General features: G+C 46.2%; 18 protein-coding genes and 1 tRNA gene. 7 read left to right on the top strand and 12 right to left on the bottom strand.

All coding sequences use genetic code 11. The features are described from left to right. Nucleotides 1–8: 8 nt before the first annotated feature. The 3 genes from frdC to frdA are packed head-to-tail and all read right to left on the bottom strand — an operon-like array spanning nucleotide 9 to nucleotide 2,952. Nucleotides 9–392, bottom strand: coding sequence for a fumarate reductase subunit FrdC (frdC, locus tag R7D93_RS22445; protein ID WP_005381491.1), 384 nt, complete (start codon nucleotides 390–392; stop codon nucleotides 9–11). Between the two features lie 2 nt (nucleotides 393–394). After that, on the bottom strand, nucleotides 395–1,153 hold the full coding sequence (locus R7D93_RS22450) for a succinate dehydrogenase/fumarate reductase iron-sulfur subunit (RefSeq protein ID WP_005381489.1): 759 nt from the start codon (nucleotides 1,151–1,153) through the stop codon (nucleotides 395–397). After that, entirely contained in the window at nucleotides 1,153–2,952 is a 1,800-nt protein-coding gene (frdA, locus tag R7D93_RS22455; RefSeq protein ID WP_005381487.1) for a fumarate reductase (quinol) flavoprotein subunit, read from the bottom strand. The genes R7D93_RS22450 and frdA overlap by 1 nt, the downstream gene beginning before the upstream one ends. A 435-nt stretch (nucleotides 2,953–3,387) precedes the next feature. On the opposite strand from frdA, the gene epmA reads away from it, so the two are divergent. The 4 genes from epmA (at nucleotide 3,388) to R7D93_RS22475 (ending at nucleotide 6,501) form a co-directional block, all read left to right on the top strand. Further along, nucleotides 3,388–4,359 carry an elongation factor P--(R)-beta-lysine ligase gene (gene epmA / locus R7D93_RS22460; protein ID WP_225497135.1) on the top strand — a complete coding sequence of 324 codons (972 nt, stop codon included), beginning with the start codon at nucleotides 3,388–3,390 and terminating at the stop codon, nucleotides 4,357–4,359. A gap of 9 nt (nucleotides 4,360–4,368) precedes the next feature. Continuing rightward, the gene (locus R7D93_RS22465) at nucleotides 4,369–4,743 is read left to right on the top strand and encodes a VanZ family protein (RefSeq protein WP_017635567.1); all 375 of its coding nucleotides are present in this window, start codon (nucleotides 4,369–4,371) and stop codon (nucleotides 4,741–4,743) included. 21 nt (nucleotides 4,744–4,764) lie between these two features. Next, entirely contained in the window at nucleotides 4,765–5,400 is a 636-nt protein-coding gene (locus R7D93_RS22470) for a TetR/AcrR family transcriptional regulator (protein ID WP_005386402.1), read from the top strand. Between the two features lie 144 nt (nucleotides 5,401–5,544). Then, the gene (locus R7D93_RS22475) at nucleotides 5,545–6,501 is read left to right on the top strand and encodes an acetyltransferase (RefSeq protein WP_054575298.1); all 957 of its coding nucleotides are present in this window, start codon (nucleotides 5,545–5,547) and stop codon (nucleotides 6,499–6,501) included. A gap of 73 nt (nucleotides 6,502–6,574) precedes the next feature. Here R7D93_RS22475 and R7D93_RS22480 read toward each other — a convergent pair whose 3' ends face one another. From R7D93_RS22480 to R7D93_RS22500, 5 genes are all read right to left on the bottom strand, one after another. Next, complete coding sequence (locus R7D93_RS22480; RefSeq protein ID WP_005381476.1) at nucleotides 6,575–7,720, bottom strand: murein hydrolase activator EnvC family protein; 1,146 nt, start codon at nucleotides 7,718–7,720, stop codon at nucleotides 6,575–6,577. A gap of 27 nt (nucleotides 7,721–7,747) precedes the next feature. After that, on the bottom strand, nucleotides 7,748–8,569 hold the full coding sequence (gene cysE / locus R7D93_RS22485; protein WP_005381475.1) for a serine O-acetyltransferase: 822 nt from the start codon (nucleotides 8,567–8,569) through the stop codon (nucleotides 7,748–7,750). A 78-nt stretch (nucleotides 8,570–8,647) separates the two neighbouring features. Further along, nucleotides 8,648–9,685, bottom strand: coding sequence for an NAD(P)H-dependent glycerol-3-phosphate dehydrogenase (gene gpsA / locus R7D93_RS22490; RefSeq protein ID WP_005381474.1), 1,038 nt, complete (start codon nucleotides 9,683–9,685; stop codon nucleotides 8,648–8,650). A gap of 195 nt (nucleotides 9,686–9,880) precedes the next feature. Next, nucleotides 9,881–10,345 (bottom strand): protein-export chaperone SecB, encoded by a 465-nt coding sequence (gene secB, locus R7D93_RS22495; RefSeq protein ID WP_005386410.1) that lies wholly within the window; start codon nucleotides 10,343–10,345, stop codon nucleotides 9,881–9,883. A 225-nt stretch (nucleotides 10,346–10,570) separates the two neighbouring features. Next, complete coding sequence (locus R7D93_RS22500) at nucleotides 10,571–11,005, bottom strand: rhodanese-like domain-containing protein (RefSeq protein WP_005386415.1); 435 nt, start codon at nucleotides 11,003–11,005, stop codon at nucleotides 10,571–10,573. Between the two features lie 547 nt (nucleotides 11,006–11,552). Between R7D93_RS22500 and gpmM the strand changes: the two genes are divergently transcribed. After that, a complete protein-coding gene (gene gpmM, locus R7D93_RS22505) occupies nucleotides 11,553–13,085 on the top strand; it encodes a 2,3-bisphosphoglycerate-independent phosphoglycerate mutase (protein WP_136977015.1) in 1,533 nt (510 codons plus the stop codon). 82 nt (nucleotides 13,086–13,167) lie between these two features. Here gpmM and R7D93_RS22510 read toward each other — a convergent pair whose 3' ends face one another. From R7D93_RS22510 to rsgA, 4 genes are all read right to left on the bottom strand, one after another. Then, entirely contained in the window at nucleotides 13,168–14,055 is an 888-nt protein-coding gene (locus tag R7D93_RS22510) for a DMT family transporter (RefSeq protein ID WP_005381469.1), read from the bottom strand. Nucleotides 14,056–14,187: 132 nt separating this feature from the next. Beyond that, on the bottom strand, nucleotides 14,188–15,603 hold the full coding sequence (locus tag R7D93_RS22515; RefSeq protein WP_104975656.1) for an SLC13 family permease: 1,416 nt from the start codon (nucleotides 15,601–15,603) through the stop codon (nucleotides 14,188–14,190). 166 nt (nucleotides 15,604–15,769) lie between these two features. Further along, the gene (asd, locus tag R7D93_RS22520) at nucleotides 15,770–16,627 is read right to left on the bottom strand and encodes an archaetidylserine decarboxylase (protein ID WP_005381465.1); all 858 of its coding nucleotides are present in this window, start codon (nucleotides 16,625–16,627) and stop codon (nucleotides 15,770–15,772) included. Nucleotides 16,628–16,743: 116 nt separating this feature from the next. Next, nucleotides 16,744–17,808: a small ribosomal subunit biogenesis GTPase RsgA gene (gene rsgA, locus R7D93_RS22525; protein ID WP_025768798.1), complete on the bottom strand. Its 1,065-nt coding sequence runs from the start codon at nucleotides 17,806–17,808 to the stop codon at nucleotides 16,744–16,746. Nucleotides 17,809–17,937: 129 nt separating this feature from the next. Between rsgA and orn the strand changes: the two genes are divergently transcribed. Then, nucleotides 17,938–18,483 (top strand): oligoribonuclease, encoded by a 546-nt coding sequence (gene orn, locus R7D93_RS22530; RefSeq protein ID WP_017635574.1) that lies wholly within the window; start codon nucleotides 17,938–17,940, stop codon nucleotides 18,481–18,483. A gap of 156 nt (nucleotides 18,484–18,639) precedes the next feature. Then, nucleotides 18,640–18,712: transfer RNA gene (locus tag R7D93_RS22535), tRNA-Gly, on the top strand. Nucleotides 18,713–18,714: the final 2 nt, after the last annotated feature.

The following is an 18,714-nucleotide window of genomic DNA, read 5'->3' on the forward strand; positions in this document are numbered from 1 at the left end:
TCAGCTCCTTACACCACGATGAGAACGATCAGTGAGATAAACGCAACAGCGGCCCACTGAGTCAATACGATGATCTTCTTGTCCACTGGTTTGCCTTTCAAACGAATTGGCATTACTTGTGGCATCATGCTGAAGAAAGTTTGAGCGTGGAATAGGCTACCGAGTAGTGCAACGATGTTGATTGCGACTACGATTGGGTTCGCCATGAATGCTAACCAACCTTGCCATGCTTCAGGACCTTTCACCAAGCAACCTAAACCGAAAGTTAGGAACAGAGTGAATAGGATTAACGGAAGCACCGTAGCTTCGCGTAGCATGTAGAAGCGGTAGAAAGGATGGTTCTTCCACCAAGTGCGTTTTACTTCACGAACGTAAGGTTTACGATTGCTCATCCTTATGCCTCCACTTTCTTTGGTGAACCATCAGGTTTCAACATAGCAATCACGAAGTCCATAGAAGACTCCACTTTGCCTTGGTTTACTGCCGCTGCTGGGTCAACGTTCTTCGGACAAACTTCAGAACAGTAACCAACAAACGTACAACCCCAAGCACCGTTTTCACCGTTGATAAGCTTCATGCGCTCATCTTTACCGTTGTCACGGCTGTCTAGGTTGTAGCGGTGGGCTAGCGTTAGTGCAGCAGGACCGATGAACTCTGGGTTAAGACCAAACTGAGGACATGCTGCATAGCACAGACCACAGTTGATACAGCCAGCGAATTGCTTGTATTTCGCCATCTGTTCTGGCGTTTGCAAGTTCGTACCGTCTTCTGGTTTACGATCGTTACCAATGATGTATGGTTTGATTGCTTCTAGGCGCTCGATGAATGGCGTCATATCAACAATCAAGTCTTTCTCGATTGGGAAGTTCGCTAGAGGCTCGATAGTCACACCGTCTGGGTAGTCACGTAGGAAGCTCTTACAAGCAAGTTTCGGTACGTTGTTCACCATGATGCCGCAAGAACCACAGATCGCCATACGGCAAGACCAACGGTAAGACAGATCTTTGTCTAGGTGGTCTTTGATGTAACCAAGTGCGTCAAGTACAGACATGGTTTCATCGAATGGGACTTCGAATGTTTGCTTGTATGGTTCTGCATCTTTCTCTGGGTCGTAACGCAGGATGTCTACTTTTTGAATGCGATTTGCTGACATTATGCTTGCTCCTCTGCGTTCTTCTCTTCAGCCGCTGCTTTTTCTGCTGCTTCACCGTATAGACGAGCTTTTGGCTGTGACTTAGTGATGGTCACATTGCTGTAATCGATACTTGGTGCTGACTCTGGCTTGTAGAAAGCAAGTGAGTGTTTTAGGAAATTCACGTCATCACGTTCTGTACAACCGTCGTCTAGACGTTGGTGCGCGCCGCGCGACTCTTTACGTAGAATCGCAGAGTGAACCATCGCTTCTGCGACTTCTAGGCCGTAACCCACTTCGATTGCGTATAGAAGGTCTGTGTTGAACACTTTACCTTTGTCTTTGATGCTGATGCGTTTGTAGCGTTCTTTCAACTCAGTGATTTTGTCGATAGTCGCTTGCATCAAATCTTCTTGGCGGTATATACCACAGCCCGCTTCCATGGTGTGGCCCATTTCTGTGCGTATTTCTGCCCAGTTTTCGTCGCCTTCTTGGTTCATCAGTTTCGCGATGCGCTCTTCTACGGCTTTGACTTGCGCGTCAATTGCCGCGTCGTTCCAACCTTTGAATTCTGCTGCGCGTTTCACTGCGTTTTCACCCGCTACGCGGCCAAATACCACGAACTCAGCCAGTGAGTTAGACCCTAAACGGTTTGCACCGTGAAGACCAACAGACGCACATTCACCCACCGCGAATAGGCCTTTAATGCGAGTTTCACATCCGCCGTCCGTTTCAATACCACCCATGGTGTAGTGAACGGTTGGACGAATTGGAATTGGCTCTTTTGCAGGGTCCACGTTTACGTAAGCTTTTGCTAGCTCACAGATGAACGGTAGACGCTCTTGTAGGTACTCTTCACCAAGATGGCGAAGGTCTAGGTGCACCACGTCACCCAGTGGGTGTTTGATGGTGTTGCCTTTCTGTTGTTCGTGCCAGAAAGCTTGAGAAACTTTGTCACGAGGACCCAGTTCCATGTATTTGTTCTTCGGTTGGCCAACTGGAGTTTCAGGACCCATGCCGTAATCTTGTAGGTAACGGTAGCCATTCTTGTTAACGATGATACCGCCTTCACCACGACAACCTTCCGTCATCAGGATACCTGTACCAGGAAGACCGGTTGGGTGGTATTGAACGAATTCCATATCACGTAGAGGAACGCCGTGACGGTAAGCCATTGCCATACCATCGCCCGTTACGATACCGCCGTTGGTGTTACAGTGGTAAACACGGCCCGCGCCACCTGTTGCTAGAACAACCGATTTTGCTTTGATAGTAACAAGCTCGCCTTCAGACATGTGAATAGCAATCAGACCTTGAACTTCGCCTTCATCAACAAGCAGATCCACCACAAAGTACTCATCAAAACGTTTGATGTTGCTGTACTTCATTGATGTCTGGAATAGCGTATGAAGCATGTGGAAGCCAGTTTTGTCTGCAGCGAACCAAGTACGTTCAACCTTCATACCACCAAAGCGGCGTACGTTGACTTCACCGTTCTCTTTACGACTCCATGGGCAACCCCATTGCTCCATTTGGATCATTTCGCGAGTCGCGTTCTCTACAAAGTATTCAACAACATCCTGTTCACATAGCCAGTCACCACCGCCAACAGTGTCGTTGAAGTGGTTGTCTAAGCTATCTTCATCCTTGATAACTGCTGCTGAGCCACCCTCTGCAGCGACCGTGTGGGAGCGCATTGGATAAACTTTAGAAATCAGAGCGACTTCTAAGTCTGGGTTTGCTTCAGCCGCTGCAATAGCAGTACGAAGACCAGCGCCGCCTGCGCCGATGACTGCGATATCTGTGGTGATAATTTGCACAGTTATCCTCCAGTGTGTGATTGCGGAAATCCGCTTGTTATTGTCATTACGAGGCGCTCTTTAAAAAGAACTCCCCAAAAGTAGTAGGGTTAGTGTAGATGAGCCACATGGCAGAAAAATTGATGTAATTGGGTTTTTGCTTCGGTAATGCACTTAAGGGCATAGAATTTATAGGTTATGTGACTGCTATCACGGCATCGAGGTTTTGGCCCTCAAGCATTAACATTAGGGATGTTAAGCCTGTGTTGCGTGACATTAACCGCATGGATAATAGGATTTTAACTGAGTGTTTTTTGTTCTGCGGCACGAGTAATGCTTGCCTCAAATTGGCGAGCTCATTAGTAAAAAGAAGAAGGGATATTCCTCTCTTCTTGAAGAGTAAAAAGCATGTAGAATGAGACTTTCCTCGCTGAATTAAAGTTTGAGAGATTTGTTATGCAAACCAACTGGCAACCTACTGCTTCCATTGACCAACTTCGTCAACGTGCGACGTTAGTCGCGTCGATTCGACAATTCTTCGCTGACCGACAGGTGATGGAAGTCGATACGCCAGCCATGAGTCACGCAACCGTGACTGACATCCATTTGCATACTTTCCAAACCGAGTTTGTTGGCCCAGGCTATGCCGATGGCAGTAAGCTGTTTTTTATGACCAGCCCAGAATTCCATATGAAGCGCCTTTTGGCTGCGGGTAGCGGTTGTATTTATCAAATCAACAAAGCATTTCGTAATGAAGAGAATGGTCGCTACCACAACCCTGAATTCACGATGTTGGAGTGGTATCGCGTTGGCTTTGACCATCATAAATTGATAGATGAAATGGATGACCTGTTGCAGCTGGTATTGAAGTGTGGCGCAGCGCAGCGCATGACGTATCAGCAAGCCTTCATTGATGTGTTGGGTGTGTGTCCACTGGAAGGCTCGATGACTGAGCTGAAAGCGGCGGCAAGCAAGCTGGGTTTGAGTGACATTGCTGAGCCAGAAGAAGAGCGCGATACGCTGCTGCAACTACTATTTAGCGTGGGAGTAGAAAACAAAATTGGTCAGGACGTGCCGGCTTTTGTGTACGACTTCCCTGCATCACAGGCGGCGCTTGCGAAAATCAATCCTCAAGATCATCGCGTCGCGGATCGTTTTGAAGTGTACTTTAAGGGGATAGAGCTGGCGAACGGATTTCATGAACTGGATAACCCGAAAGAGCAATTAGCGCGCTTTGAACAAGATAACGCAAAGCGTATCGAAATGGGTTTAAAACCACAGCCGATCGATTATCATCTGATCTCTGCACTGGAAGCAGGGTTGCCAGATTGTGCAGGGGTCGCGTTGGGTATCGATCGTTTGATCATGCTGGCGCTAGGCTGTGACCACATTGATCAAGTGACGGCCTTTCCATTTCCAATTGCATAAGGACGTCCAATGAACCTGACGGCTGCACGTTTCGTCATCTTTAGCTACGCCATATTGATCGCTTTTTTATCTCTGAGTTCAGGTGAACTGCAAGACTGGGGCAATATCGCGTATCTCGACAAAATGCAGCACGCTATGGCGTATAGCGGCTTTGCGTTTTTAGGTTGTTTTTGTGTGTGGCGTTGGCGTCAACGTTGGGCGGTGGCGATTAGTATTTTGCTATTCAGCGCCGTTATTGAGTGGTTGCAAGGGTATGTAGGGCGACAAACTTCTTGGTTAGACCTTGTCGCCAACTCAACTGGCATCTTAACTGGTCTGTTATGTTACCGTATTTGGAGCCTCTATCGACCTAGGTTGGTGAAGTCGCTATACTCGATTCGTTAATGAAGAGGGAACACGATAACAATGAAAACGCGCGACAAAATCGTCTACGCGGCACTGGAGTTGTTCAACCAACATGGTGAGCGCAACATCACCACCAATCACATTGCCGATCACATCGAAATTAGCCCTGGTAATCTGTATTACCACTTCCGCAATAAGCAAGAAATCGTTCGTGAGATCTTTGCGCTTTATTCAGCAGAACTTTTAGAAAGATTTACCCCTATTCAAGGTTCGCAAGAGAGCCTGACTATGCTGAAGAGCTACCTAGACTCTATTTTTACCTTGATGTGGAAATACCGCTTTTTCTACGCAAACCTACCAGAAATCTTGTCACGAGATGAACAGCTACACGAGCAGTACATCGATGTGCAAGAGAAGCTGCAAGCGAATCTCATTGCTATTATGCAAGAGTTCGTAACGATGAAGCTGTTGAATGTCGATCAACTACAGTTGAAGTCACTGGTATGTACATTGCACTTGATTGCGTGTAGTTGGTTGGCGTATCAATCTGCGATGGCTTCAAAAACCAACATTACTGAGCAAATGGTGAAGCAAGGGATGTTGCAGATGCTTAATGTCGTTAAGCCATTAGCAACTGAGCAGGGCTTAGAGCAGCTACTGTTATTAGAAGATGCGGTTAGCAATCTACACAGTTAAACGTCAAGCTGCTTAATATTTCGAGAGTCACTCTCATTTTCGAGTCGTGGCTCGAGTTGACTTGTCAAATATGCCACGCACAATAGTCCCATACGCTAAAAACCCTTGCAGGGATAAGATTCTCGATAAAGGAACTATCGCCCCATGAATTACGACATTTTTAATGGTGATGCTGATGGCATCATTGCTCTTCTACAATTACGTTTGGCTGATCCTGTCGATGCCCAGTTAATAACCGGTGTAAAGCGCGACATCAAGCTGGTGGAAAAAGTAGACGTGCAAGCGGGTGATGAGCTGACTGTGTTAGACATTTCGATGGAAAAGAACATGGCAGGTCTAGAGCAAGCTTTGGCTCAAGGCGCGCACGTCTTTTACGCCGATCATCACAAAGCGGGCGACATTCCTCAGCATGGTAATTTGGATGCGCACATCGATCTCGATGCCAACATGTGCACGGCGTTGATTGTCGATAAGTTGCTCGATGGACGTTTTCATGACTGGGCGATTACGGCGGCTTATGGCGATAACATGATTGCTAAAGCCGATGAGTTAGCGAATAACGCGGGCTTGTCGCAGCAACAGAAAGAGCAGCTAAAAGAGCTGGGTACTTTAATTAACTACAACGGCTACGGCTCGAAAGTTGAAGATTTACACTTTCATCCTGCAGAGCTGTACCGAGCTTTGCTGAAGTACACGTCACCATTTGAAGCTATTGAAGATACGGCCTCGCCATACTACCAATTGCAATCGGCTTACCAACAAGACATGGAGGCGGCTCTCGCAGTGCCTGCCATGCATGAGAGCGGTAAGCTGAAGTTGTTTGAGTTACCAAACACGGCGGCATCACGCCGAATCAGTGGTGTTTATGGCAACTGGCTGGCAAACCAAAACCCTGACTCTGCGCATGCGGTACTTACTGAAAATGCAGATGGGACTTATACGGTTTCACTCCGTGCCCCGTTAAACAATAAACAAGGTGCCGTGGCCGTGTGTGGTCAGTTCCCGACAGGTGGGGGGCGAGAGGCGGCGGCAGGAATCAACGCGTTAAGCAAAGATGATGTGAATGCTTTTATTGATGCGGTAGAAACCTACTACGCATAGTATTTTCCAAAATATGAATACAAAAAAGGAGCCGAGTGGCTCCTTTTTTATGACAAGTCAATAAGTCAGATAATTAGCGCTTTAACCAAGATTTCGGATTCTGCGCTTCACTATTACGACGAATTTCGAAGTACAGCGATGGCCTGTCTTGACCGCCCGTATCACCCGCGAGAGCAATCACTTCGCCGGCGGTGACTCGGTCGCCTTCTTTTTTAGTTAAGGCTTGGTTGTAACCATAGAGGGTCATGTCACCTTTGCCGTGGTCGAGCAGTACCACTAAACCGTATCCGCGCAGATACTCCGCAAATACGACAGTACCAGGATAAACGGCTTTCACTTGTTGACCATAGTTGGCAGACAGCACCATGCCCTTCCAGTTTACCTGCCCGGTTTGTCGCGTACCAAAGTTGTGTAACACACTGCCTTTTAGTGGCCAAGGCAACTTACCGCGCTGTTTGCCGAGTCCGTCCATTGGCACCGCATTACGCTTCGCTGCTTTGGCGATCTCTGCTTTTAAACGGGTTTCGTTGCGTTGCAGCTCTGCTAAGTAGCGTTTGTCATTCTTGATACTGCTCTGAATTTTATTCAGGGTTTGCTTACGCTTGGATTGTGTACTCGCTAGCGCTGTACGTTTTTCGGATTGCTGCTTGAGCAGAGTCTCGATTTGCTCTTTTTCTAGCTCGAGCTGGTTTTTGTTGTGCGCTAATTCTTGGGTTATTTTGGTGATCGCATCAATCACTTCAGCACGTGCTTTAGCTAAATGCTGGAAGTATTGGCTCATGCGGTCTTCTTCCACACCTTGATTTAACAAGTGACCATTGGCCTTCGCTCGCTCGGTTACGTAATACGTTTGCAGCAGCTGTTTGAGTTCTTCTTCTTGCTCTTGACGCTGTGCTTCTTGCAAGGCAATTTTCTCTTCCAGGTTTTCTATGTTTTTGTCTGCTTGTGCGAGGTTAGACTTGGTTTGTCGTATTTCACGCTCAAGCTTAGAAATACCAAGCTCTTGATCTTTTAGTGATTTCTGTAACTCATTGAGCTGCTTTTCTTGGGAAGAGAGCGATTTGCGCTGACGGCTTATCTCACTGGATACGCCTTTGAGCTCTTGCTGACTCACAGCAGAGGAGGTAATGGGATAAGTGGCAGATAAAGCACAAGTTAATAAAATAGCCGAGCGTAGAACAGGGTGATTTTGTTTTCGCACTTGAGAGTTACCTACCACGTTGTTGTCAAAAAGGTTTGTTGACGATTAAATACCATCTCCATGGATAAAGCTTTGCGACTTGCCGTTAAAGCCTTGATCCATATCGAGAGAGGGTTTGTCCGTTTTTGGACGTCCGACGATTTTTGCAGGCACGCCAGCCACCGTTGTGTGAGGAGGCACGGCTTGCAATACCACAGAGCAAGATCCGATTTTCGCGCCTTCACCGACTTCGATATTGCCAAGAATCTTTGCACCAGCTCCGATCATCACACCCTCACGAATTTTCGGGTGACGATCACCGCATTCTTTACCAGTACCACCAAGGGTGACATCTTGCAGTATAGACACGTCGTTTTCGACCACGGCAGTTTCACCAATCACGATGCCTGTTGCATGGTCGAGCATGATGCCACTACCAATGCGCGCTGCAGGGTGGATATCGACCTGACATGCTACCGAAATCTGATTTTGTAGGTAAGTCGCAAGAGCGTGACGACCTTGCTTCCACAGCCAGTTTGCTACTCGGTAGCCTTGCAGTGCGTGATAGCCTTTTAGGTACAGCAATGGCATTGAGTACATTGAAACAGCAGGGTCGCGATTGACCGTGGCACAAATATCACAAGCCGCACCGTCAGTGATGGTTGGATCAGCCGCAAAGGCTTCTTCAACCACTTCACGCACAGCCATCGCTGGCATGGAAGCGGTGTTCAATTTGTTAGCCAGAATATAACTCAGAGCGGCACACAAACTTTCATGCTTGATAATGGTGGCATGATAGAAGCTTGCCAGCATAGGCTCTTGTTCTGACATTTCACGGGCTTCTGAGACAATTTTGTTCCAGACTTTTTGTTTTTCGCAGTGTTTCATTCTCAATATCCAGAGTGGTTCTTCCGTGACCCGACAACTTCAATTTTTCTCAGATGAGCTGCAAAGGGCGGTAGATTGCTACTTTCCTTCGGCTTTTTTGTCACGAGCAAGTAAATCTTGCGCTGCTAAGCGCGCATCTTTTCCTTGATACAATACTTGATAAATTTGATCAACTATCGGCATCTCAACACCCATACGTTGAGAAAGTAGCCATACTTCTTTTGTATTGCGGTAACCTTCAACCACTTGACCAATTTCTTCTTGAGCCGTATCAACGTCTTTACCTTGGCCTAATGCCAAGCCAAAGCGTCGGTTACGTGATTGGTTATCGGTACATGTCAGGACAAGATCGCCTAAACCCGCCATGCCCATAAAGGTTTCTGGCTGTGCACCCAGCGCAGCACCAAGGCGACTCATTTCAGCCAAGCCTCGAGTAATTAATGCAGTACGGGCATTGGCGCCAAAACCGATACCATCAGACATACCCGCACCAATCGCAATAACGTTTTTCACAGCGCCACCCAATTGCATACCAATAAAGTCACTATTGGCATATACGCGGAAGGTTTTGCTACAGTGGATTTTTTCTTGTAGATCCGCAACAAATTCAGAATCTGGAGACGCAACTGAAATTGCAGTCGGCATACCCATTGCGAGCTCTTTCGCAAACGTTGGGCCAGACAATACTGCTAGTGAGTAGTTTTCACCGATAATGTCATAAGCAACGTCTTTCAGTAGGCGCCCCGTTTCAGGTTCAAGCCCTTTGGTTGCCCAACAGATGCGAGAGTCTTCGCGCAAGAATGGTTTACAGCTGTTTAGCACGATGCCAAAGACATGGCTTGGAACCACAACCAACAAATCTCGGCTTGCTTGAACGGCTTTTTCTAAATCCGATTCAATGATCAAGCTTTCAGGGAAATCAACACCTGGTAAGAAGGCATGGTTAGCTCGGTCTGCTTCTAGGCGAGCCATGTGCTCTGGCTCGTGTCCCCAAAGGACAACGTTCGCGCCGTTACGAGCGAGTGAGATTGCCAAAGAGGTGCCGTATGAGCCTGCGCCAATCACAGTCATTGCGATGTCTTTACCGTAAGCATTGTTTGTATTTGCTTGTGTCATGCTACCGCCTAATTGTCTTGCTACTAGTAGAATCTAGTTCCTAATCGTCAAATTTTACGCCTTCTGGCGATTAGGAACTAGGAACTTTTGTCAGAAATAAAAAATGCACATTGCATCGAATGGTAGACGCTCTGTGCATTTTATTTGAGTCGGTGACGTCAGCACTGTGGCTATTCGTCACTTATAAAACGTGAATTACGCTTCAGCTTCGCCTTGTTGAGCTTGCTGTTGTAGGTAGTTCATGAATAGCGCGTCAAAGTTTACTGGCGCTAGGTTCAGTTGAGGGAACGTACCTTTAACGACTAGGCTTGAGATAGTTTCACGAGCGTATGGGAATAGGATGTTCGGGCAGAATGCGCCTAGGCAATGTGCAAGTTGACCAGCTTCCATTTGTTCAGCAGTGAAGATACCACCTTGTTGAACTTCACATAGGAACGCAGTCTCTTCTTCGTTCTTCACAGTAACGGTTAGGCGCAGAACAACTTCGTAAACGCCTTCACCAAGCTCACGGCTTTGAGTGTCTAGGTCTAGTTTAACGTCTGGGTTCCACTCTTTCTGGAAAATTACTGGAGAGTTCGGCGCTTCAAAAGAAACGTCTTTTAGGAAGATGCGTTGAATTGCGAAGTTTTGTTGTGCGTCTTGAGGTGCTGCTTCAGCCATTTTTTAATCCTTAAATCAATATTTGTTGAGCCTAGAAACGTCTAAGCTCAGAAAACTGGTATGTCCTGAGACTAACTGAGCCAATCTACCTTGACTAGATGAAGCGTGTATTACGTGCAAAGCGTCACAACTTAGTGCTCCAACTGCTTTCAATTTGCTCAGTTTTTTGTCCGCGAGGCTTGGTAAAAGCGCGTTTAAACGCGAACTTTCGTTCTTGCCACGTTCCTACTTCTTACCGCGAACTAACGGCAGGTTCGCTTCGTTCCACGCAATCAAACCATTTTTTAGTAGGCTCACGTTTTCGAAGCCAGCTTTTACTAGTAGGTTTGCGCTTTCTTGAGCGGTCTGTCCTGTCTTACATACAACAATGATTGGGTCTGATTTGTGGTTTTCAAGGCTACCCAAGTTACCCGCTTTGATGTCTGACGGTAAAATGTGAAGTGAGTCGGTGATATGACCTTTTTTGAACTCGTCTTTGGTACGGATATCCACTACAACGCCGTTTTCACGGTTCATAAGATGAGTCAGTTGGTTTACGTTGATTTCTTTGTATGCGGCTGTCGCTGATTTCACGATGTTCATGATAAAGGCGACAAGAAGACCTACCCAAACCAAAGATAGAATCATGTTCTGTTGGAAAAATTCAATGTACTCTTGCATGTCTTGAGCTCTTACGCTGTTGGCGGAAAAATAAAGCAGGAGTATAGCGAGGTTACGGCTCTTAGGCGAGAGGGTTAAAATTTTCTAACGAATAATTGAGATCTCTATAAACCCTTTATGCCCTTACTATCCGTACATTTTGCTCTGGTAGCTTGATTGCTTTTGCCTATTGGACTTATCGGTTTAAGTGACTTCTGTTTTACTGAGAAAAGAGAACAATAGGTATTAACCCATCTTGTTTGATGTTGCTTTAAATTAGCGCTGTTTCAAGTGCAAAAATAAGAATGAGAAGCGTAAGAAAACCGAACTTAGACTGGGGTGTACAAAGCGTATTAGAAATGACTATGCTTGTGGAACACGATTGTCGGCACTGACTCGTTGTTCGCTTAACTTGTAAGATAGCAACAATAAATCGCAAACATTATTTGATCTTAACCTACAGTTTTGGTTAAAAAGTGTAGTAAAATTACGCTAGTTTTGTTTCAAGGTTAGATAGGGCAGCGAGGCCCTACGCCAAAAGTTACTTAAATTTGATGAGGTCATCACTATGTCAGCTAAGAAGCCACTGGCTCTAGTTATCCTTGACGGTTACGGTTACCGTGAAGACACAGCAAGTAACGCAATTGCGAATGCGAAAACACCAGTAATGGATGCTCTGATTGCGAATAACCCACACACATTAATCTCTGCTTCAGGCATGGATGTTGGCCTTCCTGATGGTCAAATGGGTAACTCTGAAGTTGGTCACACTAACATTGGTGCAGGCCGCGTTGTATACCAAGACCTGACTCGTATCACTAAATCAATTGCGGATGGTGAGTTCGAACAAACGCCTGCGCTAGTTGAAGCAATCGACTCTGCTGTGAAAGCTGAAAAAGCAGTACACATCATGGGCCTGATGTCTCCAGGCGGTGTTCACTCTCACGAAGACCACATTTACGCTGCAGTTGAAATGGCAGCGGCTCGTGGCGCAGAGAAAATCTACCTACATTGCTTCCTAGACGGCCGTGACACACCACCACGTAGTGCTGAAAACTCACTACAACGTTTCCAAGACCTATTTGCGAAACTAGGTAAAGGCCGCGTTGCTTCTCTAGTAGGTCGTTACTACGCAATGGACCGTGACAACAATTGGGATCGCGTCCAAGTTGCTTACGATCTTCTAACTCAAGCTAAAGCTGAGTTCACAGCAGAAACGGCAGTTGCAGGTCTAGAAGCGGCTTACGCTCGTGAAGAAAACGACGAATTCGTTAAAGCAACAGCTATCAAAGCAGAAGGTCAAGAAGACGCAATCATGCAAGATGGTGATGCGGTTATCTTCATGAACTACCGTGCTGACCGTGCACGTCAAATCACTCGTGCATTCGTTCCTGCATTTGACGGCTTTGAGCGTGCAGTATTCCCAACAATCAACTTTGTGATGCTGACTCAATACGCGGCTGATATCCCTCTAGCTATCGCATTCCCACCTGCGTCTCTAGAAAACACTTACGGTGAGTGGCTATCTAAACAAGGTCAAACTCAGCTACGTATCTCTGAAACAGAGAAATACGCACACGTGACTTTCTTCTTCAACGGTGGTGTTGAGAACGAATTCGAAGGCGAAGAGCGTCAATTGGTTGCTTCACCAAAAGTTGCAACGTACGACATGCAGCCTGAAATGAGCTCTCCAGAACTAACAGATAAGATGGTTGCGGCTATCAAGTCTGGTAAGTTCGATACCATCATCTGTAACTACCCGAACGCAGATATGGTTGGTCACACTGGCGTTTATGAAGCGGCTGAGAAAGCAATCGAAGCTCTAGATGAAAGTGTGGGTAAAGTGGTTGAAGCAATCAAAGAAGTTGGCGGTCAACTATTGATCACTGCGGACCACGGTAATGCAGAAATGATGATCGACCCTGAAACTGGCGGCATCCACACTGCTCATACTAACCTACCAGTACCTCTAATCTATGTAGGTGACAAAGCGGTTGAATTCAAAGAAGGCGGTAAACTGTCTGACCTTGCACCAACCATGCTTTCTCTAGCTGGTCTAGAAATCCCAGCAGAAATGACGGGTGAAGTACTAGTTAAATAATTAACTAACGGCTCCGAATGACAAAAGCCCGAGTTTAAACTCGGGCTTTTTTGTATCTGGCAGTAAGGGCTGGTCTGTAAGGTTACTGAACCAAAATGCCAGCACCAATCACAGCTAGGGCTGCGCCCAACCATGCAAATCGGTTTGGTCGGCGTTTCGTGTAAATCCAGAGCAGTGGTAGCAACATAATTGGCGTGGTTGAAGATAGAAGTGCAACCATACCTACATTTCCTTCTTGGAGTGCGTATAAGATTAGCGTCATGCCGACGGCCATCGCCAAGAAACCATTAAGGGCAGTAATACCAAATACGCGCCAAGTAATGTGTTGCGTCGAGCGAGCGACTTTGACTCCTAGAACTAACAACATGCTGTGGGCGAAAAAGGCACTGATCATTCGAATAGCAGAAGCCGCAACTGGGTCAATACTGGTTTGCATTACTGGCTTGGCGATAATGCCTCCCAATGCTTGGCACATTGCTGCGGTTAAGCCAAGTCCAATACCTACCCAGATGTTACCTTTAATGTCTTCCAAGACGTTATTCACTTGACCTCTTCGGCCAAAGAATATCGCCATCACCACGCCGCTAAATACCAATGATGCGCCCAGTAGTTCTATTGTGGTCATGACTTCGCTAAATAAGAAGTAGCCCAAGATGGCAGAGAACACGGCGTGGCAAGAGAAGAGTAACCCGGCTTGTCTTGGCCCCATACGATTCAAACACGCGAATAGAGCGGTATCGCCAATAAAAATACCAATCAGTCCTGAGGCCATCATTGGCGTTACATGTTCCCAAGAAACCGTTAACCAGCCGCCAGTTATCCAGGCCATTGTTGATAAGATCACGGCCGTACAGCCCATGCGCCAGCGGCTGTAAGAAAAAGCGCCTAGGTGTTGTGCAGGAATGACAGAAATAAGGCTAGAAACTGCCCACAGAAAAGCGGCACATAAAGCAAGCCATTCGTAACCCATGATGTGTCGACGTCCTTGTAGAGTAGAGGAGTCTTAATATGCACGAAATTTATGGGATGTAAAAGCCGCTCTGTGAGGGCAGTAGCTGGAGAGCAGCTCCATGACAACACGCTTTTTCATGGAGCTCTTCGATTAAAACAGTACCAAAACTGCGCCATACACGATAAGTAGACCAATCAAACCGAGAATCAGGCCTACTTTCGCCATGTCTTTGCTCTCTATGAGGCCGGTTGAATAAGCCAAAGAGTTTGGTGGTGTGGAAACCGGTAAGATCATGCCAAGTGATGCGGAGAAGGCGACGACAACCAGTAAACCTTGTAGGCCACCAACCGCAATAAGGCTTGGCATGGATGTACCAATAGCGGCAGCAATAGGCATCAATAAGTTTGCCGTTGCGGTATTAGACATAAAGTTCGCCATTAACCAGCACACTACCGATAGGGCTAAAACAACGGCAAATGGTGATAGCAGGCTGTAATCAATAGCGTGCGCTAATGCTTCGGCTAAGCCTGTTTTGTCTAAGGCAATACCAATTGCTATACCACCGGCAACCAGCCATAAAACATCCCAGTTAATTAGCTTGAGCTCTTCTTTTCCCATAATGCCCGTTAACGTGAACACTGCTAGTGGGATAATCGCGACAACATATGTATTCATGCCATGCACTTTCGTTGTCATCCAAAGCAAAATGGTTAGTGCAAAAGTGATGTAGACGACGATCGCACGCCAGCTCCTTTTGAATGTACCATCTAGCTTTAGTTTCATTTCTGGTTCGCTAGACGGAAACAGCTTTTGCAACAAGAACCAAGCTACAGTAAGTTGTACCAACACAAAGGGTAGACCCATTGTCATCCACGATAGGAAGTCTATCGCGTTTTCTCCAGTGAGATATTGAAGCGCTATCGCATTAGGTGGCGTGCCTATCGGAGTCGCAATGCCGCCTGTATTCGCTGCAATTGGAATACACAACACCAGTGCTTTAATGCCTAAATCCCCTTTAGGTGCTGAAGCGACGATGGGGCCAAGCAGGGCTAGCATCATCACGGTCGTGGCAGTATTGGACATAAACATTGAAAAAACGGCGGTAATTAACATCAAGCCCAGCATGATGAACTTAGGTTGTGTGCCGAATGGTTTTAATAGAACTCGGGCGAGGTTGTTGTCGAGCTCGTATTTGGAAGCCGCAATCGCGAGAGCAAAACCACCCATAAAAAGAATAATGATCGGTGAAGAGAAAGCCGAGAAAATATCGGTGTAAGCAATTAACTCTCCTAAATCATGCCCCGCTGGTGGATTGCGAAATAGATGCAAACCTTTATCCGATATCATGATCAGTTCAAGAGCGATAATAAGAATGGACGTAGCAAAAACGGGAACCGGCTCGAGAACCCAAAGTAGGGCAGCAAGAAGAAAAATAGCCAACAGGCGATGCTGAATTAAAGTGAGATCGTCAATAGGAATAGCATCAATCGGCATCATCAAAACACCGAGCGGAATTAAAAAGCACACCAGCAATTTCGCCAACGTGTTTACACTCATCTTTGGCATTGGCTGCCCCTCTAAATATTCATTCTAAGCGCAGGATAATTGATTGTGGAATGAGGGTCTTAGAGGCAGGTATGAGTTTGAGAAATAGAGGCTAAATTTCGAACGGAGTTTTGCTTTTTATCAATAAAAAGAGCCCTTAATAAAGGGCTCTTTAACGGTGTTTTACTTATTTTTTCAAGGCGTAAGGTGTGCCCATAACGGTTGGCTTACCGTTTTCCATGCTTGCGTCAAACTCAATCGCGTCTTTGGCAAACAGGTTAATAACAGTAGAACCCAGTTTGAAGCGGCCCATCTCTTCGCCTTTTTTCAAGATCACGGCCTTGTCACCCTCTGCTGGGTAATCCCATTTGTAGACAGTGTTTCCACGAGGCGGAGTGATCGTGCCAGCCCATACTTGCTCAATGCTACCAACAATTGTCGCACCAACAAGCACCTGTGCCATTGGACCAAACTCAGTATCGAAGATACACACCACACGCTCGTTACGTGCAAATAGGTTCGGTACGTTTTCTGCTGTCAGAGGGTTTACTGAGAACAGGTCACCTGGTACGTAAATCATTTGGCGCAGAGTGCCGTCACATGGCATGTGTACACGGTGGTAATCGCGCGGAGATAGGTACAATGTTGCAAAAGAACCATCTTTAAATTCGTCAGCTAAATTCGCGTCACCGCCCAGCAATTCTTGTGCTGAGAAGTGATGACCTTTTGCTTGGATAAGTTGACCATCTTCAATAGGGCCAAACTGGCTAACACAAGCGTCGGCTGGATGAGTGATGACGTTTTCGCCTTCAGAAATTGGGCGTGCGCCTTCTTTTAGCTCACGAACGAAAAACTCGTTGAACGTTTTAAAATGTTTAGGATCTGAGTGCTTTGCCTCATCCATATTCACATTGTATTGTTTGATAAACCAACGAATAACTGCTGTTGTTAGACCGCCAGCTTTTGCTGAAGCCAGTTTACCCATTAGGCGAGTGAGGCCGTGTTGTGGGATCCAGTACTGCAGTCCAACTTTAAACTTGTCCATCTTTAATTCCGATACTTCTGTTAGATTCGCGCTTTAGGGCGCGTGATGTTACTGAAATTTAATTTGCTTGTCAGTATTAGGTGAAGACTTTTTACACAGTTACAGCCTTAACTCAATTACAGATCGGCTTTTTTATTACGTGAATACTGACGATTTGCTTTGTTTTCAACCATGCTTTCCAAAATGCGATGATAGTTTTCAAAGCGAGTTTCGTTAATTTCCCCGTTCTCGACAGCTTCGCGTAGAAGGCAGCCTGGGTCATCATTGTGTTTACAATCTCGGAACTTGCAACCGCCTAAATATGGTCGAAATTCAACGAATGCTTTTGTTACTTCTTCTGCTTCCAAATGCCAAAGACCAAATTCACGTACTCCAGGTGAGTCGATCAAATCGCCACCCGTTGGAATGTGGTATAAACGTGCAGCCGTCGTGGTGTGTTGGCCCAAGCCAGAGTTCTCAGAGACTTCGCCTTCTTCCACTTCGCTCTCTAGTTCCGGCATTAACGCGTTGACTAAGCTGGATTTCCCTACGCCTGATTGACCAACAAAGATATTAATTCGGTCACGCAGCAGGGTTTCTAGTTCAGCAATGCCTTCTCCAGACTTCTTGCTGACCAGAAGCACTTTATAGCCAATGCGTTCATATTCTTTGAGCCATTCTTCATACATTGCACGATCATCGGCTTCTAGAAGGTCGACTTTATTTAAGACCAACAATGGCGCAATATTCAGTGTTTCTGATGCAACGAGATAGCGGTCAATAATATTTAGCGATAGCTCTGGTAATACCGAAGAGACAATGACCATTTGATCAATATTGGCTGCAACGGGTTTTAGGCCATCGTAATAATCTGGACGAGTGAGCACTGAAGAGCGAGGTTCTACCGCTTCAACAACACCAGAGATGCCCGCCATAGACTCCAATCCTTCGCGCCATAAAACACGATCGCCAGATACTAGAGACTCAATACCACGGCGGAGGTTACAGCGTTGAATTTCGCCTGTTTCAAGGTCTTCAATGTCCGCGTGCTGACCAAAACGAGTGATCACGAGACCTTGCTTGCTGGCGCCTAGCATGTTTTCATCCCACTGGATGGACTCTTCTTGCTTCTTCAAACGCTTTTGTTGGTTGCTACGTACGCGTCGCACCTGACCTTTGGTTAACTTTTTCTTCTTTGCCACAATTCTGTACTTTATGTGAATTTACTCAAATGGTTGAGCCGTACTCTTGGCTCCGTGTATGAGTATCGTGTTTCTCGTATTTTGAGGTATAGTACCTCTTTTATCGATAAACAAATAGGCGGCGTAACCATGTCCTTTAGCGATCAAAACCTAATTTGGGTTGATTTAGAGATGACAGGGCTTGATCCTGAAACGCACAAAATCATCGAAATTGCTTCTATTGTCACGGATAGCGAACTAAATATTTTGGCTGAAGGTCCAGTGTTAGCGATTCATCAGCCGGAAGAAGAACTAGCGAAAATGGACGACTGGTGTACTAATACGCATACGGCAAGCGGTTTGGTTGAGCGCGTTCGAAACAGTCAAATCTCAGAACAAGACGCAGTCGCACAAACCATTGAATTTTTAGAAAAATGGGTACCGAAAGGGGCGTCGCCAATATGTGGTAACAGCATTGGGCAGGATCGTCGCTTTTTATACAAGCATATGCCTGAGTTGGAAGAGTTCTTCCATTACCGATATGTTGACGTTAGTACTCTTAAAGAACTAGCACGTCGCTGGCAACCTGAGGTGCTAAATGGGTTCACAAAACAGGGAACACATTTGGCCTTGGACGACATTCGTGAGTCCATCGCAGAACTTAAGTACTATCGAGGTACTATTTTCAAGATTTAACTGTTAAGGTTGCGATCCAAATTGTTGTAATTTATATCGCTTTTGATTGCTTTTTCGTCGTTCAGTAAAAAAATAAAGTTTTTTTGAAGGAAGGACTTGCATCACAAAAAAATGCTCTTATAATTCGCAGCCCTAAACAGCGGAAACGTTGTTGATGCGACACTAGCTCAGTTGGTAGAGCGCAACCTTGCCAAGGTTGAGGTCACGAGTTCGAACCTCGTGTGTCGCTCC

This window comes from Vibrio sp. YT-15 (genome assembly GCF_033337445.1).
GTDB lineage: Bacteria > Pseudomonadota > Gammaproteobacteria > Enterobacterales > Vibrionaceae > Vibrio > Vibrio alginolyticus.

Coding starts and splice junctions, on each gene's coding strand:
- asd (WP_005381465.1), bottom strand. CDS start 16,627: ATGGACAAGTTTAAAGTTGGACTGCAGTACTGGATCCCACAACACGGC.
- R7D93_RS22510 (WP_005381469.1), bottom strand. CDS start 14,055: ATGGGTTACGAATGGCTTGCTTTATGTGCCGCTTTTCTGTGGGCAGTT.
- cysE (WP_005381475.1), bottom strand. CDS start 8,569: ATGAAACACTGCGAAAAACAAAAAGTCTGGAACAAAATTGTCTCAGAA.
- R7D93_RS22515 (WP_104975656.1), bottom strand. CDS start 15,603: ATGCCAAAGATGAGTGTAAACACGTTGGCGAAATTGCTGGTGTGCTTT.
- R7D93_RS22470 (WP_005386402.1), top strand. CDS start 4,765: ATGAAAACGCGCGACAAAATCGTCTACGCGGCACTGGAGTTGTTCAAC.
- frdC (WP_005381491.1), bottom strand. CDS start 392: ATGAGCAATCGTAAACCTTACGTTCGTGAAGTAAAACGCACTTGGTGG.
- R7D93_RS22465 (WP_017635567.1), top strand. CDS start 4,369: ATGAACCTGACGGCTGCACGTTTCGTCATCTTTAGCTACGCCATATTG.
- secB (WP_005386410.1), bottom strand. CDS start 10,345: ATGGCTGAAGCAGCACCTCAAGACGCACAACAAAACTTCGCAATTCAA.
- R7D93_RS22450 (WP_005381489.1), bottom strand. CDS start 1,153: ATGTCAGCAAATCGCATTCAAAAAGTAGACATCCTGCGTTACGACCCA.
- epmA (WP_225497135.1), top strand. CDS start 3,388: ATGCAAACCAACTGGCAACCTACTGCTTCCATTGACCAACTTCGTCAA.
- R7D93_RS22500 (WP_005386415.1), bottom strand. CDS start 11,005: ATGCAAGAGTACATTGAATTTTTCCAACAGAACATGATTCTATCTTTG.
- orn (WP_017635574.1), top strand. CDS start 17,938: ATGTCCTTTAGCGATCAAAACCTAATTTGGGTTGATTTAGAGATGACA.
- gpsA (WP_005381474.1), bottom strand. CDS start 9,685: ATGACACAAGCAAATACAAACAATGCTTACGGTAAAGACATCGCAATG.
- R7D93_RS22475 (WP_054575298.1), top strand. CDS start 5,545: ATGAATTACGACATTTTTAATGGTGATGCTGATGGCATCATTGCTCTT.
- gpmM (WP_136977015.1), top strand. CDS start 11,553: ATGTCAGCTAAGAAGCCACTGGCTCTAGTTATCCTTGACGGTTACGGT.